Source organism: Ottowia thiooxydans DSM 14619, from assembly GCF_000422885.1.
Classification (GTDB): domain Bacteria; phylum Pseudomonadota; class Gammaproteobacteria; order Burkholderiales; family Burkholderiaceae_C; genus Ottowia; species Ottowia thiooxydans.
The window spans coordinates 18,278-33,870 of the sequence record NZ_AUGX01000037.1 but is presented as its reverse complement, the minus strand read 5'-3'; the positions used below and the strand labels follow the sequence as shown (position 1 = coordinate 33,870).

At 58.1% G+C, this 15,593-nt stretch carries 16 protein-coding genes; 7 read left to right on the top strand and 9 right to left on the bottom strand.

Annotated elements, in window-relative coordinates:
- Positions 1–237: 237 nt before the first annotated feature.
- On the top strand, positions 238–1,113 hold the full coding sequence (locus G518_RS0121945; RefSeq protein WP_028604375.1) for an SMP-30/gluconolactonase/LRE family protein: 876 nt from the start codon (positions 238–240) through the stop codon (positions 1,111–1,113).
- Between the two features lie 30 nt (positions 1,114–1,143).
- Here the strand turns inward: G518_RS0121945 and G518_RS0121940 are convergent, their stop codons facing one another.
- Positions 1,144–2,097 carry a LysR family transcriptional regulator gene (locus G518_RS0121940; protein ID WP_028604374.1) on the bottom strand — a complete coding sequence of 318 codons (954 nt, stop codon included), beginning with the start codon at positions 2,095–2,097 and terminating at the stop codon, positions 1,144–1,146.
- Between the two features lie 113 nt (positions 2,098–2,210).
- Here G518_RS0121940 and G518_RS0121935 point away from each other — a divergent pair, with 113 nt between their 5' ends.
- The 5 genes from G518_RS0121935 to G518_RS0121910 all read left to right on the top strand — a co-directional run bounded on the left by G518_RS0121935 (position 2,211) and on the right by G518_RS0121910 (position 6,646).
- Positions 2,211–3,290: an LLM class flavin-dependent oxidoreductase gene (locus G518_RS0121935; RefSeq protein WP_028604373.1), complete on the top strand. Its 1,080-nt coding sequence runs from the start codon at positions 2,211–2,213 to the stop codon at positions 3,288–3,290.
- A gap of 60 nt (positions 3,291–3,350) precedes the next feature.
- Positions 3,351–4,349, top strand: coding sequence for a Bug family tripartite tricarboxylate transporter substrate binding protein (locus tag G518_RS0121930; protein ID WP_028604372.1), 999 nt, complete (start codon positions 3,351–3,353; stop codon positions 4,347–4,349).
- A gap of 160 nt (positions 4,350–4,509) precedes the next feature.
- Positions 4,510–5,328: an SDR family NAD(P)-dependent oxidoreductase gene (locus tag G518_RS0121920; RefSeq protein ID WP_051237248.1), complete on the top strand. Its 819-nt coding sequence runs from the start codon at positions 4,510–4,512 to the stop codon at positions 5,326–5,328.
- 8 nt (positions 5,329–5,336) lie between these two features.
- A complete protein-coding gene (locus tag G518_RS0121915; RefSeq protein WP_036595612.1) occupies positions 5,337–5,705 on the top strand; it encodes a VOC family protein in 369 nt (122 codons plus the stop codon).
- Positions 5,702–6,646 (top strand): flavin reductase, encoded by a 945-nt coding sequence (locus tag G518_RS0121910; RefSeq protein ID WP_028604369.1) that lies wholly within the window; start codon positions 5,702–5,704, stop codon positions 6,644–6,646. Before G518_RS0121915 ends, G518_RS0121910 begins: the two co-directional genes overlap by 4 nt.
- Before the next feature lie 256 nt (positions 6,647–6,902).
- Here the strand turns inward: G518_RS0121910 and G518_RS0121905 are convergent, their stop codons facing one another.
- From G518_RS0121905 to G518_RS0121870, 8 genes are all read right to left on the bottom strand, one after another.
- Entirely contained in the window at positions 6,903–7,592 is a 690-nt protein-coding gene (locus tag G518_RS0121905) for a dienelactone hydrolase family protein (protein ID WP_028604368.1), read from the bottom strand.
- Positions 7,593–7,992: 400 nt separating this feature from the next.
- A complete protein-coding gene (locus tag G518_RS0121900) occupies positions 7,993–8,829 on the bottom strand; it encodes a fumarylacetoacetate hydrolase family protein (RefSeq protein ID WP_028604367.1) in 837 nt (278 codons plus the stop codon).
- Between the two features lie 40 nt (positions 8,830–8,869).
- Entirely contained in the window at positions 8,870–9,628 is a 759-nt protein-coding gene (cnbZ, locus tag G518_RS0121895; RefSeq protein WP_028604366.1) for a 2-amino-5-chloromuconate deaminase CnbZ, read from the bottom strand.
- A 119-nt stretch (positions 9,629–9,747) separates the two neighbouring features.
- Positions 9,748–10,482: an ABC transporter ATP-binding protein gene (locus tag G518_RS0121890; protein ID WP_028604365.1), complete on the bottom strand. Its 735-nt coding sequence runs from the start codon at positions 10,480–10,482 to the stop codon at positions 9,748–9,750.
- Positions 10,479–11,243 carry an ABC transporter ATP-binding protein gene (locus tag G518_RS0121885; RefSeq protein WP_028604364.1) on the bottom strand — a complete coding sequence of 255 codons (765 nt, stop codon included), beginning with the start codon at positions 11,241–11,243 and terminating at the stop codon, positions 10,479–10,481. Before G518_RS0121885 ends, G518_RS0121890 begins: the two co-directional genes overlap by 4 nt.
- A complete protein-coding gene (locus G518_RS0121880; RefSeq protein ID WP_028604363.1) occupies positions 11,236–12,180 on the bottom strand; it encodes a branched-chain amino acid ABC transporter permease in 945 nt (314 codons plus the stop codon). Before G518_RS0121880 ends, G518_RS0121885 begins: the two co-directional genes overlap by 8 nt.
- A complete protein-coding gene (locus tag G518_RS0121875; protein ID WP_028604362.1) occupies positions 12,177–13,043 on the bottom strand; it encodes a branched-chain amino acid ABC transporter permease in 867 nt (288 codons plus the stop codon). Before G518_RS0121875 ends, G518_RS0121880 begins: the two co-directional genes overlap by 4 nt.
- 70 nt (positions 13,044–13,113) lie before the next feature.
- Positions 13,114–14,331 (bottom strand): amino acid ABC transporter substrate-binding protein, encoded by a 1,218-nt coding sequence (locus G518_RS0121870; protein WP_028604361.1) that lies wholly within the window; start codon positions 14,329–14,331, stop codon positions 13,114–13,116.
- A 223-nt stretch (positions 14,332–14,554) separates the two neighbouring features.
- Here G518_RS0121870 and G518_RS0121865 point away from each other — a divergent pair, with 223 nt between their 5' ends.
- Positions 14,555–15,448, top strand: a complete 894-nt coding sequence (locus G518_RS0121865; RefSeq protein WP_211231751.1) for a LysR family transcriptional regulator — start codon at positions 14,555–14,557, stop codon at positions 15,446–15,448.
- Positions 15,449–15,593 lie beyond the last annotated feature (145 nt).

Below are 15,593 nucleotides of genomic sequence, written 5' to 3'. Positions count from 1 at the left end.
CCTGCCATCATGGGCCTGGCAAATGGACAACTACAGGCAGAAAAGGGGTTCTCAGCCTTACGGTCGTATCCAAAAATATTCTAGGACACACGTGAACCGCGTATTGCAAGTGTTTGCGCGGGAGAGTTTTACAAAAATTGCAGCAATCGTTTCTCGCACTGTCCCCTTGTTGCCACCGATTAAATCTAATATCCAAGTCTCGATAATCTATTTATCGCAACAGTGCAAAGGCGAGCAGTGAACATTCAACGTTTGGGGGAATTAAAAACAGCATTGGGTGAATGCCCCACCTGGTTTGAAGAGAAGCTTTGGCTGATGGACTGCCGTGCGGGCCTGGTGTTCGCGCTGAATCCAGACACCGGAGCAGTTACTGCACGCCACGAAGCACCCGCCCCGCTGGGATCCTTTGCGTTCAACCAAGACGGCGCTATTGTTCTTGCAATGAAGGAACATATTGCCGCCATGAGTCTGCCCGCCGGCGAGTTGCGCATGCTGGCGCACATAGGATGCTCTCACCCCAATCTGCGCCTGAACGACGGCATTGCTTTACCCGACGGCAGTTTCATCACAGGAACAATGCATCTGGCCCGCGAGCCCGGCGAGGAACCGCTGGGGGGCCTGTACCGACTGGATACCCAGTTGAAACTCCACAAGGTAGACACTGGCCTGGGCATTACCAATGGCCCCTGCATCAGCCCGACCAACGGGCGCCTGTATGTGGCCGACAGCGCGGCTCATTGCATCTATTCCTACCTCATGGCGGCTGACGGCACGCTGTCTGACAAGAAGGTGTTTGTAAACACCGAGCCCTATCATTCGAGCCCGGACGGCTGCTGCTTTGACAACGAGGGCGGGCTATGGACCGCTCTTGTTCGTGCGGGGTCTTTGATTCGCTTTGATCAATCAGGTGTGCCCACCCACCAGATCGAGCTGCCGGTCAAGCACCCCACTGCCCTGTGCTTTGGCGGACCCGATATGAGCGATATTTTCATCACCAGCATCAGTGACAGCGGACGCCTCAGCGCCTCGGGGCCAATGGATGGCGGAGTGCTCAAGCTCACCGGACTGGGCTTTCAGGGCATGGCCCGTCCTTTGTGCCGGTTCCCGCTCTAAAACAGGTTCCAGATCTATCCCGGATAGCGTTCAGCTCGCCTTCACCAGCAACCGAGCGCTTTTGGCATGTGCCGTGAACCGCAACTCCGGTCCGGCCACGTGTTCCGCCACAAAGTCTAAAAACAACCGGATCTTGGCTGGAACGATCGGCGTATCAGAGATGGTGGCGAACATGCCCTGGCCAAAGCTTGTGTTGGTGATGCGGAAGTCCGGCAATATGCGGATCAAGCGCCCATGAAGAATGTCGTCATGGATGGTGTAGTCGTCCAGCAGGGCCAAACCTTCACCTAGCCGGGCCAGCTCCAGCAGAGCAAATCCGCTGTTGCTGACATGGCGGGGCTTGAAGGCCATGGTTTTCTGCTGTTCATCCTGCTTGAATAGCCACGTGTACTCATCGCCAGGGCGGTAGTAAGCCAGGCACTCATGAGAGAGGATGTCTTCAGGCACCACCAGGGGCGGCCTTGTCGACAAATAGGCCGGAGAGGCCACCAGATACCGGTGGCTCTCAAACAGCATGCGGCGCTTGACGCCCGCCTCCACCGGAGGTGAGATACGGAAATCAATGTCGATCTGGCTGCGACGCAGATCGGCTTGAGACTCTGCCAGGACCAACTCGATGTGAATATCAGGGTAGAGCTTGCGGAAATCAGCGATCAACTGAGGGAGCACCCCCAGCCCGAACATCACACGCGAATGCACACGCAACAGACCTTGAGGCGCATGGCTGATCGCCGTGATGCTGCCTCGCAACTCGTTGATCTGAAAAAGAATACCTTCGAGCTGCTTCGCGTACTCCTGGCCAGATTCGGTCAGCACCACCTGGCGTGTGGAACGCAGCAACAGCTTGACGTTCAAATCGTCTTCGAGGTCGGTGATCATCCGCGACACAGCGGTGGCCGAGATGCCGAATTGGCGGGCCGTTTCCGAAAAACTCTGAGTCTGCGATATGGATAGAAAAAGCTCCATTGCCCGCAATCTATCCATGACTCCTCCAATTCACGCAGTTCTGAACTTCAATATTGGCGATAGATAAATTCATCTGTCTCCATAGAATTTGCGGCATATCAAAGCAACGCAAAAATTTCTGGAGACAGTACATGGACTTTGGCGTATTCATCCTGGCCCAACAACGGGGTTACCACCAAACCCCCCAGCAGGTCATCCATAACTCGATCGAGCAAACAGTCACCGCAGAACAAGCGGGCTTTACCAACGCATGGTACGCAGAGCACCACTTTAACAACTATTCGCTTTCGCCTTCGCCGCTCATGATGGTCGCTCACATGGCGGCCAAGACCCAGCGCATTCGCCTGGGTACCGCAGTTTGCATCCTCCCTCTGTATCAACCAGCGCGCTTCCTGGCCGAGGTCGGATTTGCGGACATCGTCTCCAACGGTCGCCTGGACCTGGGTGTGGGCTCTGGTTACCAGGAGTTTGAATTCGAGCGTTTCGGCGTGAAGATCCAGGACGCCGCCGAGATATACAACGAGTTCCTGGACATCATCCCCATGGGATTGACTCAGAAGATCGTGCAATACGACGGCAAATTTCTCAAGATGCCGCCGAGCTCCGTCGCGGTCCGTCCTGTGCAAAGTCCCATGCCTCCGATCTGGGTCACTTCGGGCAATCCGGTGGCGCTGGGCCGCGGCGTGCGCGAGGGCCACAACCTTTTCGTGACCGCGCTGCTGGGCGGCAACCAGGCCATCACCGACTTACGAGCACGGCTGGACAAAGTGGCCCAGGACAATGGCGCCGACCTGGATCGTGACGTGAAGTTTGGCTTCTTGCGCTGCGCCTATGCCTCCGACGACCAGGCTGAAATCGACTCCTATCTGAATTGCGCCCGCTTTCAGCGCCGCATTTCGGAGAGCTTGAAATACCGTCGTGCGCAATCCGATGATGGCTACATGGTCAAGGAAGTGCCTTCGCCTACCGACCCAACGATGGAGCAACTGCGCGAGAACCTGCCCGTAGGCTCCGTCAATCAGGTGATCGACAAGCTACTGGAGGAAATCAGCATTTTGAAGCCCAAGCACATTGCCATTCAGACGCAACTGGGCGATTTCGATCAGAAGACCATGCTCAAACAGATCGAACTATGGGGCAGCACGATCATCCCTGCCGTTCAAAAGGAACTCAGCCGCAATAAGCAGCCGGATACCGCCACTGCCGCGTGAAGGACCTTGGGTCCTAAGCCATTCCCGAATCTTGAAGTCAGTAGTCGTAAGGAGACAACTATGAATAAAAACCTGATCAACCGCCGAATCGTGGTGGCCAGCGCCCTCCTGGGCACCCTGCTGTCTGGCGCGGTGGCTCCGGCCCAGGCCCAAGGGGACAACTGGCCATCCAAACCTATTCGCCTTGTGGTGCCGAGCGCACCGGGCGCTGGGGGCGACATTTTCGCCCGCTTGATTGCGACTCCGCTGCAGGGCATCCTCAAGCAACCGATCATCATCGACAACAAGCCCGGCGCCAATGGGATCATCGCTGCAGATCAGGCAGCGAAAGCACCCGGTGATGGCTACACGCTTTTACTCGCCCCCTCCTCCGCCATCCTGATCAACCCGGTTATTCAGTCGAAGCTGCCCTACGACACGGAAAAGGATTTGATCCCCGTCGCGCAGGTTGGAGCCGCAGGCATTTTGCTGGTCGCCAACCCCAAAACCGGCTTCAAGAATCTGGCCGACATGGTGGCCTATGCCAAAGCCAACCCTGGCAAGCTCCCTTACTCCTCCTGGGGTAACGGCTCCTCCGGGCACCTGGCGATGGAAGGCATCAAGGCTCGCTATGGCCTGGACATGCCGCACGTGCCATACAAGAGCATTCCTCAGGAAGTGACCGACCTGATCGGCAACAACATCAGCGTTGGTTTCACTGACATCGCTTCGCCGATTCCGCACATTCGCGAAGGTCGGTTGGTCGCTTTGGGCACCACGGGATCACAGCGCTGGCCAGCCACGCAGGACGTGCCTCGCTTGACCGAGCAAGGATTTACGTTCGATGCAGACGGCTGGTACGGCATCTTTGTGCCGAAGGGCACGCCCCAAGCCATCATTGACCGCCTGGCTACGGAAATCAACCGTATCCAGCAAAGCGCTGAGGTGCGCCCCAAGATCGAGGCGCAGAACATGATCGTTCCGCCTAATCGCACAGCCAAACAATTTGCTGAATCGATCAAAGCCGATGCGGTGATCTGGCAAGGACTCGCCAAGACCACCGATCTGCGAGACAAGTAAGGTCTAAAAGCGTGGGCGGTCTCTACCACCCACGCTGCGGGCAAGCGCTTGGTGGACGCCCCGGAGCAAGCGGGCGGGCGCAGGCTCGGCCTTGACGGCCAACAAACCAGCCAAACGGCCGCGTTGCACCGCGTGCTGAACAATTACCCAGGGCCACCCCATGCTCTCATCCGCTTCGTTCGACAGCAACGCCTTGAGGGGCAAAGTCGCCGTGGTCACCGGCGCCTCCGGAGGCTTGGGCCTGGCCATATGTGAGCAGCTTCGGGCCATGGGCGCTGAGCTCGTGCAGCTCGACATCAGCTACCCCGCCGCGCCCATAGAGGCCGATGGCAGCTTGTCCCTGCAATGCGATATTGGGAATTCGGCTTCTGTCTCTGCAATGGGTGAGCTGGTCCGTACCCGGTATGGCCGTTGCGATGTCTTGGTGAACAACGCCGGGATCAGCGCCGCAGTCGTAGGCCTGGAGGATTTACCAATCGCCCTCTGGGACCGCATATTCCAGGTGAACCTGCGCGGTGCACTGCTTTGCGCGCAGGCTGTCGTGCCCATGATGTTCGAACAGCAATCTGGCAGCATCATCAACGTGGCGTCAATCGCCGCACAGGTGGCCACTCGTGTGGGCGCCTATGGCCCCACCAAGGCAGCGCTCAAAGCCCTCACCACGCAAATGGCGGTGGAATGGGGGCCACGCGGCATCCGCGCGAACGCTGTCAGCCCCGGCATGATCCGCACCCCCTTGTCTGAAGTGCATTACAGCGGCGACGCTGCTGCGGTCCGCACCGCCCGAATTCCAGCCCGGCGCCTGGGCTTGCCATCGGACGTCGCAGGTACGGTCGGTTTTCTGGCGAGCGATGCGTCTGCCTATGTCAACGGCCAGGACATCGTGGTCGACGGCGGGTTCCTGAAAGCGGGGCTGGTCAATCTGTACAACGAAGCAGAGCACGCTCGCACCCAAAGCAACGAACCTGCTTCCCCATAAGGCCCATCATGCAATCACCTAAACGCCTGCAAAACGTATTCGTAGTAGCCGAGCGGCCCGCTGAGTTGCATCATTTCTACGAATCCGCCCTGGGGCTGACACTCAAATTTCGCGACCAGGACCGCTGGATCCAGTATGGCGTAGGCAATACCAGTGTGGCCTTGGCATGCCGTGAGGAGGCCGCACCGGCCAGCTCAGGCGTGGTCATGGTGTTCGAGGTGGAGGATTTCATGCAAGCCCATGAGCGCATTACCGCCGCAGGAGGGGAAGTCCTGGGCATGCGCGACATGGGTTCGCACGGTGCGGTACTCTCATTGCGTGACCCTGAAGGCAACATCGTTCAACTCTTCAAGCGCCAAGGGACGCCTACGCCATGAGCCAAACCGCCCTCCCCACCGAGGCCATTGACCAGAAACGGTTCCGCCAGTTGCTGGGTTGCTTCCCGACTGGGGTGGCCATCATCAGTACCAGCGACCACGACGGACGCCCCCTGGGCCTCACCTGCAATTCGTTCAGTTCGGTTTCCCTGGAGCCGCCGCTGGTTCTTTTTAGTCTGCGCAACGCGAGCAGCTTGCTGGCGCGGTTCATGGAGGCTGATGCGTTTGCCATCAACATCCTGTCGCAAAGCCAGGATCAATTGTCCGGGCGCTTCGCCTCCAGCAAGATTGCTGACAAATTTGAAGGTGTGAGCTGGCGCGCTGGCCCGCTGGGCACGCCGCTGATTGACGGCTGTCTGGCCAGTTTTGAATGTCAGGTGCATGCCCGCCATGAAGCAGGTGATCACACCATCTTCATCGGTGAAGTCAAACACATGGGCGCTGATTCAGCGGATCACGCGCTGGTGTTCTACAAAGGCGCCTACATGATGCTGGCGGAGTCGCTCCGCAAGCTGGTGCTTGAAGGAAAACTCAATACTGCCGACATCGACGAAGCCTATCGGGCGCTCTATGGCACGCTTTTGCGGCTGGGTTGTGAGCGCGCAACCCCCGAAGAAGTAGATGCGATCGAAGCCGCTGTGCACGAGATCGAGCAGCATCAGCATCTGGACGCCTTGCCAAAACGCATAGACGCCACCGCCCGATTCTTTTCATCGATCGCGCAGGCCGGCCACAACGAAGCGCTGACGCTCATGGCCCAAACCATGACGGCCGTGCTTCGGGAACGTATGACTCACGTGCTGCCGACACCGCCGAGGCCGGATGTCTTCCCACTTCGCCGGAAAATCGTGGATTGCCTACGCGCGCGCGATGTCGATGGTGCGACAGCGGCGCTGGATGCGCTGATTACCTGTCTGCGCAAGGAAGCCGGGACGTCGTAAGACATGAGAAGGTGCTAGCCAATCCCTCATGCCGGTACTTGTTCCAGGGACATGGTGCCCGCCGGATTCATTCAAACCTTCTACTGACGTTTTCGGAATTCATGACAGCAAACTACCAGCGTTCGCGTTGAGCTTGCCGGAGCGTTGCGCAAGGCTTCGACAAGCTCAGCCCGAACGGGTATTTGCTTAGCCCGAACGGCTATTTACTCAGTCAAAATGGTAGTTATCATGACTTGCCAAAGTCTCAAAAGCGCGATTACGCCAGCTTCTGAGCAAAGAATGCCAAGGTGCGCTCACGCGCCAGCTTGGCGGCTGCGGCATCATGGGATCCACGGTGATCGCAATTGAAACCGTGGTCTGCTGCGTAGAGATGCACTTCGACCTCAGGGTGGGCCTTCTTGAAGGCTTCTACGCTTTCCACCGAAATCCAGTGGTCCCGCTCACCGAAATGCGCCAGTACGGGCACCTTGGGCTGGCGAGCGATTTCCTCAGGAGTGGTCATGCCTCCGCCGTAATAAGGCACAGCGGCCGATAGTCCATTCAAGGTGCTGGCCGCACGCCAGGTCAGCAAACCGCCCCAGCAATAGCCCACGATGCCGACCTTGCCACCGCTCTTGCTGGCTGCGTAGTCAATGGCGGCCTGAAGATCCTGCATCACGCCTGGAGCAGGCAAGGCCTCCACGGCTTGCTTGAGCTTGAAGCCGACGCCCATGTCCGCCTCTGTATAGCCCAGCTCGACCCCTGCCTGAACACGCTGAAACGTGGCAGGCGCCACAGCCAGGTACCCCTCAGCGGCATAGCCATCGGCCACTTCACGGATGTGCTGGTTGATGCCAAAGATTTCCTGAGTCACCACGATGGCGCCCTTGGGCTTGCCCGATGGCTCAGCAACGTAGGCGGGAATGGTGGTGCCGTCTGCGGCTTTCAATTCAATGAACTGTCCCATATATGTCTTTCTCCTGTATCAACTGCGGATGAAGCACTGAGAAGGTGTGAACGAATCCCTCATGCCCGCCGGATTCATTCACACCTTCTTAGCTCGCACGAACGTCTCAAGAACATGTCCGTAGGCCTCGCAACGGGCCAGCGGGGCTGGCCTCGAATGATGCGCGAAGCGGTGATCGGTGAATCACCCTGAGTCGATCGAGCGAGCAGTGTGCCTTTATTCGCGAAAGCGTACAACAGAAAGTCCTCCAGAATGGCGCTCAGTTGATGAAATCCACCGCACCAGGCTCGTGGCAATCGGCTTCACAATTCCGTCATTGATAGCGGGCCTGGGGTTCACTGGGACAGGTCACCACTCTGGCTCGTTGTGTCTCGTTGCCTCCTGTCGATTCAAAAAAGCCTCAGACCACCAACTGGCGCTGAGTTCCCAGGCCTTGAATCGTCAACTCCATGACGTCACCACGACGCAGGTACCGAGGAGGTTTCATTCCCATGCCTACACCGGGAGGCGTGCCGGTGGCGATCACATCGCCTGGCTCCAGACGCATGTACGTCGATATGTCGGCAACGATCTGGTCGACGTTAAAAATCATGGTTCGCGTATTGCCCTTTTGCATGATGCCGCCATTGACACTCAAGCTCATGTCCAGATTACCTGGGTCCGTCAACTCCTCGCGACTTACCAACCATGGTCCGAGTGGGCCGAAGCTGTCATGGCTCTTGCCCTTGGTCCATTGAGAAGCAGAGTGTTTGAGTTGCCAGTCGCGTTCTGAAACATCATTGACTATCAAGTAGCCAAAGATGTGTTCACGCGCCTGCGCCACACTGATATTCGAGGCCTCCCGCCCAATCACAATGCCCAGCTCGACCTCCCAATCCAGAGACTGACTGTCAGGGGGCATTTGAACATTGTCGTTCGGCCCCACTATGCAAGATGTGGCCTTGAAAAAGAGGATAGGCTGCTCAGGCACTGGCATGCCAGATTCCGCGGCGTGGTCCGCGTAGTTCAAGCCCACCCCCAGGAGCTTTCCCACACGAGCCACCGAGGGCCCCAAGCGAGGAGAACCCGAGATCAGCGGCAATTCTTGCCAGCCTTCAGCAGCACGCTCGAGCGCACCCGATGCCATGCTAGGTCCGTCGATGTCGGGCACGAGACCAACCAAAGTACGCAAGGTGCCATCGGGTGCCAGCAGACCGGGTTGTTCCTGGCCAATCGGCCCGTAACGCAGGTATTTCATAAGAATCAGCTCCAGTTCAAAGGACCAATCAATCCAATTTTCAAACGGTCAATACGCATTCCGAGGCCACGCCACGGCAGTCCATTTCAAACTCCAGGTCCTTAACGGGCGGACGATTGAAGTGCCAGTCCACGCCGTTGCGCGCAATTCCTTGTGGCGCCATTTCCTGCAGCATGACGTGCTGGATGGGATGCACCGTATATAACTGCACTCCTGTTGTGTCATCCCAAGTGAAGCCAAGCGCCTCCATTCGGCGGCTCATCTCACCCAATACCCAGCGACCCTTTTCAGACAAGCCTTCGCGAGAGATGTCTCCCAGACGCACACAGTTGTCGCGGTAATCGCCTTTGCCTTCAAGGGCTTCGGCGCTGCCAGCAACCACGAATGAGGGCACGGCGCCCTCGTGTACCACGGTATAGCTGAACGCGTACAGCGAGGGCTCGGCGGGCTTATGAAATTCCGGGCAAACATTGCTGCGCGCCACCGGGTTGTCTGCGCCCTCTTCATAGATTCCCCAGGTTTTCAGTGTGCCGATGTAGACATCATTGAAAGCGCGAAAGCCCTCTTCTGTGAATGGCGCGGGCGAGCGCAGCTCACAGGCTGCAAATGCCGTCAACGGCCGCCCTTTTGCCTGGAGGTGAGCGGCGATACGCTCGAACCCTTCCTTGAGAGGCAATGGCCGTGAGAAGCGTGCACGCTCCAATCTGTAACCCGGCTCAGCGGCGACCCCGCAGGAGTACTGGCGCACTCCGCGCACATATCGATAGTTGCCTGGATTGAAAGCGATGACCTCGGCCATGATGTAACTCCTTGAAAATGAGACGTGAGAGTCCGCCCCACCGGATGGTCCGGTGAGTTCAGACAGGAAAATTCAAGTGAAGGGCAGCGCTAAAGTTCGATGCGCAAGGGCCGGAGCCCTCAGGCGTAGGCGCTGCCCAGATAGGCCTCCCGGATAGCGGGATCCTTCAGCAAAGCGGCACTGTGTCCGTGGTGAGTGATTCGCCCGGTGTCCATCACGTAGGCGGTGCTCGACAGTTCAAGCGCCGTGACCACGTCTTGCTCGACGACCAGAAGAGAGAGGCCCTCGCGATTGAGCAGTTGCAGCGACTGCACCAACTGATCTACCAACAAAGGCGACAACCCCAAAGAGAGTTCATCGATCATCAGCAGACGGGGCGCGCTCATCAGACCTCGACCGATGGCGCACATCTGCTGCTCGCCACCTGACAAGGTACCGCCCGCTTGAGCGCGCCGCTCGAAGAGTTTGGGGAAGACGGCATACACCCGATCCATGTCTCGCCGGATCGTGGTGCGATCAGCCTTGCGCGCGTAGGCACCCATCAGCAAGTTGTCTTCCACGCTCATGGCACCAAACAGACGTCGTCCTTCCGGAACGTGCGCAATTCCCAATGCCAACAGCGACGCTGGCATCGCCCCCTCTCCCAGCCTGGTGCCCTCCCAATGCAACTCGCCCGCGCGTAAATCCACCAAGCCTGAAAGCACGCGCATCAAGGTGGACTTTCCTGCGCCGTTGGAGCCGATCAATGCCGTGATTTCACCCTGCTTCAATGTAAGGTCCACGCCCCAGAGCACATTCACCTGCCCATAGCCAGCTTGTGCCGCGCGCACCTCCAGCAACGTCGTCCCGCTCATCGCTGTTCTCCTTGCGCGAACTGCTGCGCCAGCTTCGCATATTTCTGCCCGAGATAGGCCTCCACGACAAGCGGGTCGCGCACGACGTCATGGGGGAGGCCATCTGCAATCAAGCGGCCGTTCTGAAGCACGACAACCCGCGAGCAGGTGTCTACCACGACCTTCATCAAATGCTCGATCACCACGATGGTCAGGCCTCGCTCCGCAAGCGTGCGAATCAAGGTCATGGCTTGCTCGACCTCGGCAGTGTTCAGCCCGGCGTTCACCTCGTCAAGAAAGAGAATCTTGGGCTTCATCGCCAACGCTTTGGCAAGCTCGAGACGTTTGCGCATAGCCAGAGTGAGGCTCGCCGCAGGACGATCAGATACGGACCCAAGTCCCACGAATTCCAGGTGTCCCTCTGCCGCTTTTCGCGCTCCTGCCACCGAGAGCCCACTCTGAGAAAAAAGGGCCGCGGAGGCCACGTTGTCCAGTACGTTGAGCTCCGGAAAAGGCTGCACGATCTGGAAGGTGCGAGCCAAGCCCATGCGGGCGGCTTGGTAAGGCTTGCGCGAGGTGATGTCCTCGCCTTGAAACACGACCCGGCCACTACTGGCGCGATGCACCCCCGTGATGACATTGATCAGTGTCGTCTTGCCAGCACCGTTGGGACCAATAAGCCCCAGCACTTCTCCTTCGTGCAGACGCAGCGATACGTCCTGAAGTGCTTGCAGGCCACCAAACCGCCTGGACACTGAATCAAGTGTGAGCACCTCAGTCATGAGAAGCTCCCGAAGCTCGGCGCGCCAGACGACGCGGCAAGGACACCAGGCCATGTGGCAGGAAAAGCAGCAACAAGACCACAAGGACACCCAGCGCCGCTGAATGCATCTCCAGCATGTTGCGCCACAGTGTCTCCTCCAACCCTAGAAAAACCAATGCACCAGCCACAGCGCCGCTAACCGAACCCAAGCCACCAAGCAACGCCATGACGATAGGCTTAACCGACAACAGCACATCAAACACGTCTGCCGGTTCAATGTAGTTCACCCAGGCTGCATACACCGCGCCTGCGGCACCAACGAAAATGGCCGAGAAGCCAAATGCCAGGCTCTTGTAAAGCGTGGCGTTGACGCCGATCATGTCCGCGGCGGCCTCGTTCTGGCGAATACAGGCGAGGCCAAAACCCAACTTGGACCGCTCGATCCAACGTGCCACCAGGAAGCACAGCAGAAGCAGTGCCCACATGAACCAGTAGAAGAGCGAAGCCGTCGCGGCGATGCTGCTGCCGGAGCTCATAGGGACATTCAAACCCATTCCGCCACCCGTGAGCTCAGTCGACGAGTTAGCGAGCTCGCGCAACACCTCCACAACAGCCAGGCTACCAATCGCGAAGTAGTGGCCTTTCAGACGCAGCAATACCGAGCCCAACGAGAGCGCGAGCACAAAAGCAAGTAACGCTGCACAAAGCACCGCCAGTGGAAGTGGCCACCCGCGAGCCACCAGAATGCCGCCTGTGTACGCCCCAAGACCAAAGAAGGCCGCCGTGGCAAACGACGGATAGCCAGTAAACCCACCCACAATGGTCCATGACACTGCCAACACCGAATACATGGCAGCCAGAGTGCCCAACCGCATCAGATAGGCGCTGTCCGTCCAGGGCAACATCGCGGCCAGGACGATCAACCCGAGCATCAAGAAATACGCGTTCAGCTTCATTCGAACCCCCGTTTGCCCAACAGACCATGGGGCCGTACCAGCAAAAAGACGATCAACACAGCGAATGACAGGGTCGTACCATGTTCAGGGCCCAACGCAAGTGCGCCAAAGCTTTCAAGCAAACCCAGGAACAGGCCTCCAGCCACAGCACCTGGGACACTGCCCAAGCCACCCAGCACACACACCGCGAAAGCCTTTCCCAGATAGGAGGAGGACGTCAACGGGGAAATTGGAAAGATCATGGCGAGCAGCACACCCGCACAGCCCGCCATGGCCGCTCCCAGACCGAACGCAGAGGCATAAACCAAATTGACGTTCACGCCCATCAAGCGAGCCGCATCACGGTCCAGGCGCACCGCGATGATGGCGCGTCCAATTCGGCTATGGCGCAGCAGCAGGTACAGCAACCCGGTCAATGCCAGCGCCAGCACCATCACCAGTGCCCGATCGACCGGCAAGACCAGTTGCCCCAGTTGCCACACGCCCAATGGGGGATCGAGAATCAGCTTGCGGAAATCCGCTGTAAAAACCTTGATCATGCTGTTGCTGAGGATCAGGTCTATGCCGAAGGTCATGGTCAGCGTAACCAGCACTGGCGCAGCGATCACGCGGTTGAGCAAACCAAGCTGAAGTCCATAACCGAGCACAAAGAAGATGGGCGCAGCAGCGATCAACACGTACCAGGGGTCCAGGCCCAGGGCGTTATAGGCCAACCAGGCCAGGTACGACCCCAGCACAATGAAGGAGCCGTGCATCAGGTTGATGACGTTGAGCACACCCCACACGAGCGAGAATCCCGCAGCAATGGCCGCATACAGGCAGCCCAGCACCACAGCATTCAACAAAACCTGTGCGATCAGCATGCAGCCGCTCCCTGAGGAATGGTTTCCATTGGTGGGGACACCGAGACTTGTGAGCGGCCCTGCTGAAGCATTACTTCACGCCCATCTGGAATTCACCTTGCTTGGCCTCGGCGGGAAACACTATTACGGGTTTTCCCTTCTGGATCTGGAACACCGGTGGCTGCAGTGAGTTGATCTGGCCTGTAGGCCCAAATCGAACAGGTCCCCAGAAGGTCATGACATCGAGGGCAGCGAGTGCATCGCGCACCTTGGCCGGATCAAGCGTGCCGGCCTTCTCGATGGCCATCTGGAAAAGCGCACCGGCCACCGACGCTGAAGCCTGGGCATAGTCCGGCGTCGATTTGTACTTGGCCTCGAAAGCCTTGACGTAGTTTTCGGTGGTGCCGAATATGTCCGTGCCCTGATAGCGCAGAGCTGGGTGCCACCATGCGGCGCTACTGATGTTTTCTGCACCCTGACCCGCCGCATCAATAAACTCCTTGTACGCGGGCGCGGCAATCATCGTCACAACCTCAGCCGTAATACGCTGGTCTGCCATTTGCTTGCGCAGCAGTACCAGATCGTTGATGTATCCCGTCATGAAGATCCACTGCGGGTTTTGCGCCTTGACCTGCGCCAGAGCGGCCGAGTGGTCCATGGTATTGATGGCGTACTTCTCGGAGAAGACCACGTTGAAACCCCGGCTCTTCGCAGACTTCTCCATCTCCTGGGCGATAGACAGGGGGAACAGGTCGTTGCGCGCCAAAATAGCCACCTTGGAATTGGGCGGCAATTTGGTCTTCACGATATCCGCGAGCGGGTTGGTGAGTGTGCTGTTCGGTGTGAAGGTCCCGAACAGGTACTTGTAGCCCTGGTCATAAACCTGTTCGGCCGACGCGGCCGAAGCGATGCTCGGGCGGCCGTAGCGCTCGGTTACTGTACTAGCCGCCTTGGCTGCACCCGAACCAAAGGCACCGAAGAGAAAGTCGACTTTATCCTGAGTGATCTGACGTTCTGCGGTCTGCACGGCGCGAGGCGTATTGGACTGGTAATCGGAGTAAACGATCTCGACGCGGTACTTCTTGCCACCGACATTGATGCCCCCCTTCTTGTTCGACTCTTCGGCCCACAGGTCGTAGCCCTGGCGTTGCTTGAGTGCCTCAGGCGCTAATGCGCCGGTCAGAGGCAGTGGCGCCCCAAAGCGGACCACATCCTGGGCCATCGCACTCAGTCCTGCGCCGAAGGCTGCCAGCCCTAGACCGCACACGATGGCGTTGGTACGCAACACACGAAAGATGCCGAATTTCATACGCGTATCTCCTAAAGGGGGAACACAGCTACAAAGACTGTAGGCCACTCTAGCAAACAGATCGCTGCTTGAACCCCTGCTGAATGCGAACCCGTGCATCGCAAAAATAGAACACTCTCAAGCTCACCCAATAATTGAAGACTAGGTGAATCCTCGGTTGCACCCTGTAGAAGATGGAACGAAACTTGCACGCACACTCCTGAACGTGTTTTATCTTCGCTACATGCTCCAACCCGTCTCTCTCCAGTATTTCGAAGCGGTCACTCGCAACGGGTCGATTCGGCAGGCTTGCGACAAGCTTTTTGTGGCTCCCAGTGCCGTGAGCCGACAAATCGTCAACCTTGAAAAAGAGCTGAGTGCGGAGCTCTTCGAGCGCACCCCGCATGGCATGGCACTGACGGCCGCAGGCGAAGTGTTGCTGCGTTATGTCGAATCAATCAACGGACATCTCCAATGTGCTCGCTCCGAGATCGAGGACCTCAGCACACTGGCACAGGGGACGGTGCGCATCGCGGCAACCGAGGGCACGATTTTTGATTTTCTACCCGCCAAGGTGGCCAGTTTCATCAAACAGCACCCCGGTATTCAATTCAAGGTCAATACCCTTGGGACGCACCAGATCACTGAACAGGTGGTGACTGATGCAGCAGAGATCGGGTTGGTGTTTGGCGTATCGAGCCGGGACGATTTGATTCTCCGTGGTCGCGTGTCGAACTCCATGCGAGTGATCATGCGGCCGGGGCATCCGCTGGCTGGTCGCGATTCATTGGCAATGACGGACCTTGTGGGAGTGCCCATGGCACTACCTGACCGCACTTTTGGCATCAGGCGCCTGGTGGAGCGGGCAGCTCAGGCAGCCAAGGTACCTCTGAAGATTCAGCACGAATCCAACTCGCTGCATTTCATCAAGTCATTGGTACAGAACTGCGATGTCGTGGGCTTTATGCCGCGCATCACTTTCGCGCGAGAAGAGGCTGCTGGCTCTATCGTATCTGCGGAGTTGCGAGACCCGGTATGCGAGCAATCCACCGTGGACATTGTCACGGCTCGGGGACATAAGCTGTCCACCGCAGCCCGCAGCTTTCTACGCCACCTCGCCAGCGAAGAGATGTTTTGAAGCGTCGCTGAGCACCAGCACGCTCCTTTCTCCCAATCATCGATGCGGGCTGATGGACTTCAGGGATCAGCGACACTCAGGGTATTGCTCACTTCAGGCCTCAGTCACCGCCTGTTTCAAGTTGCCCTTCAAAGCGCGTTCCAAT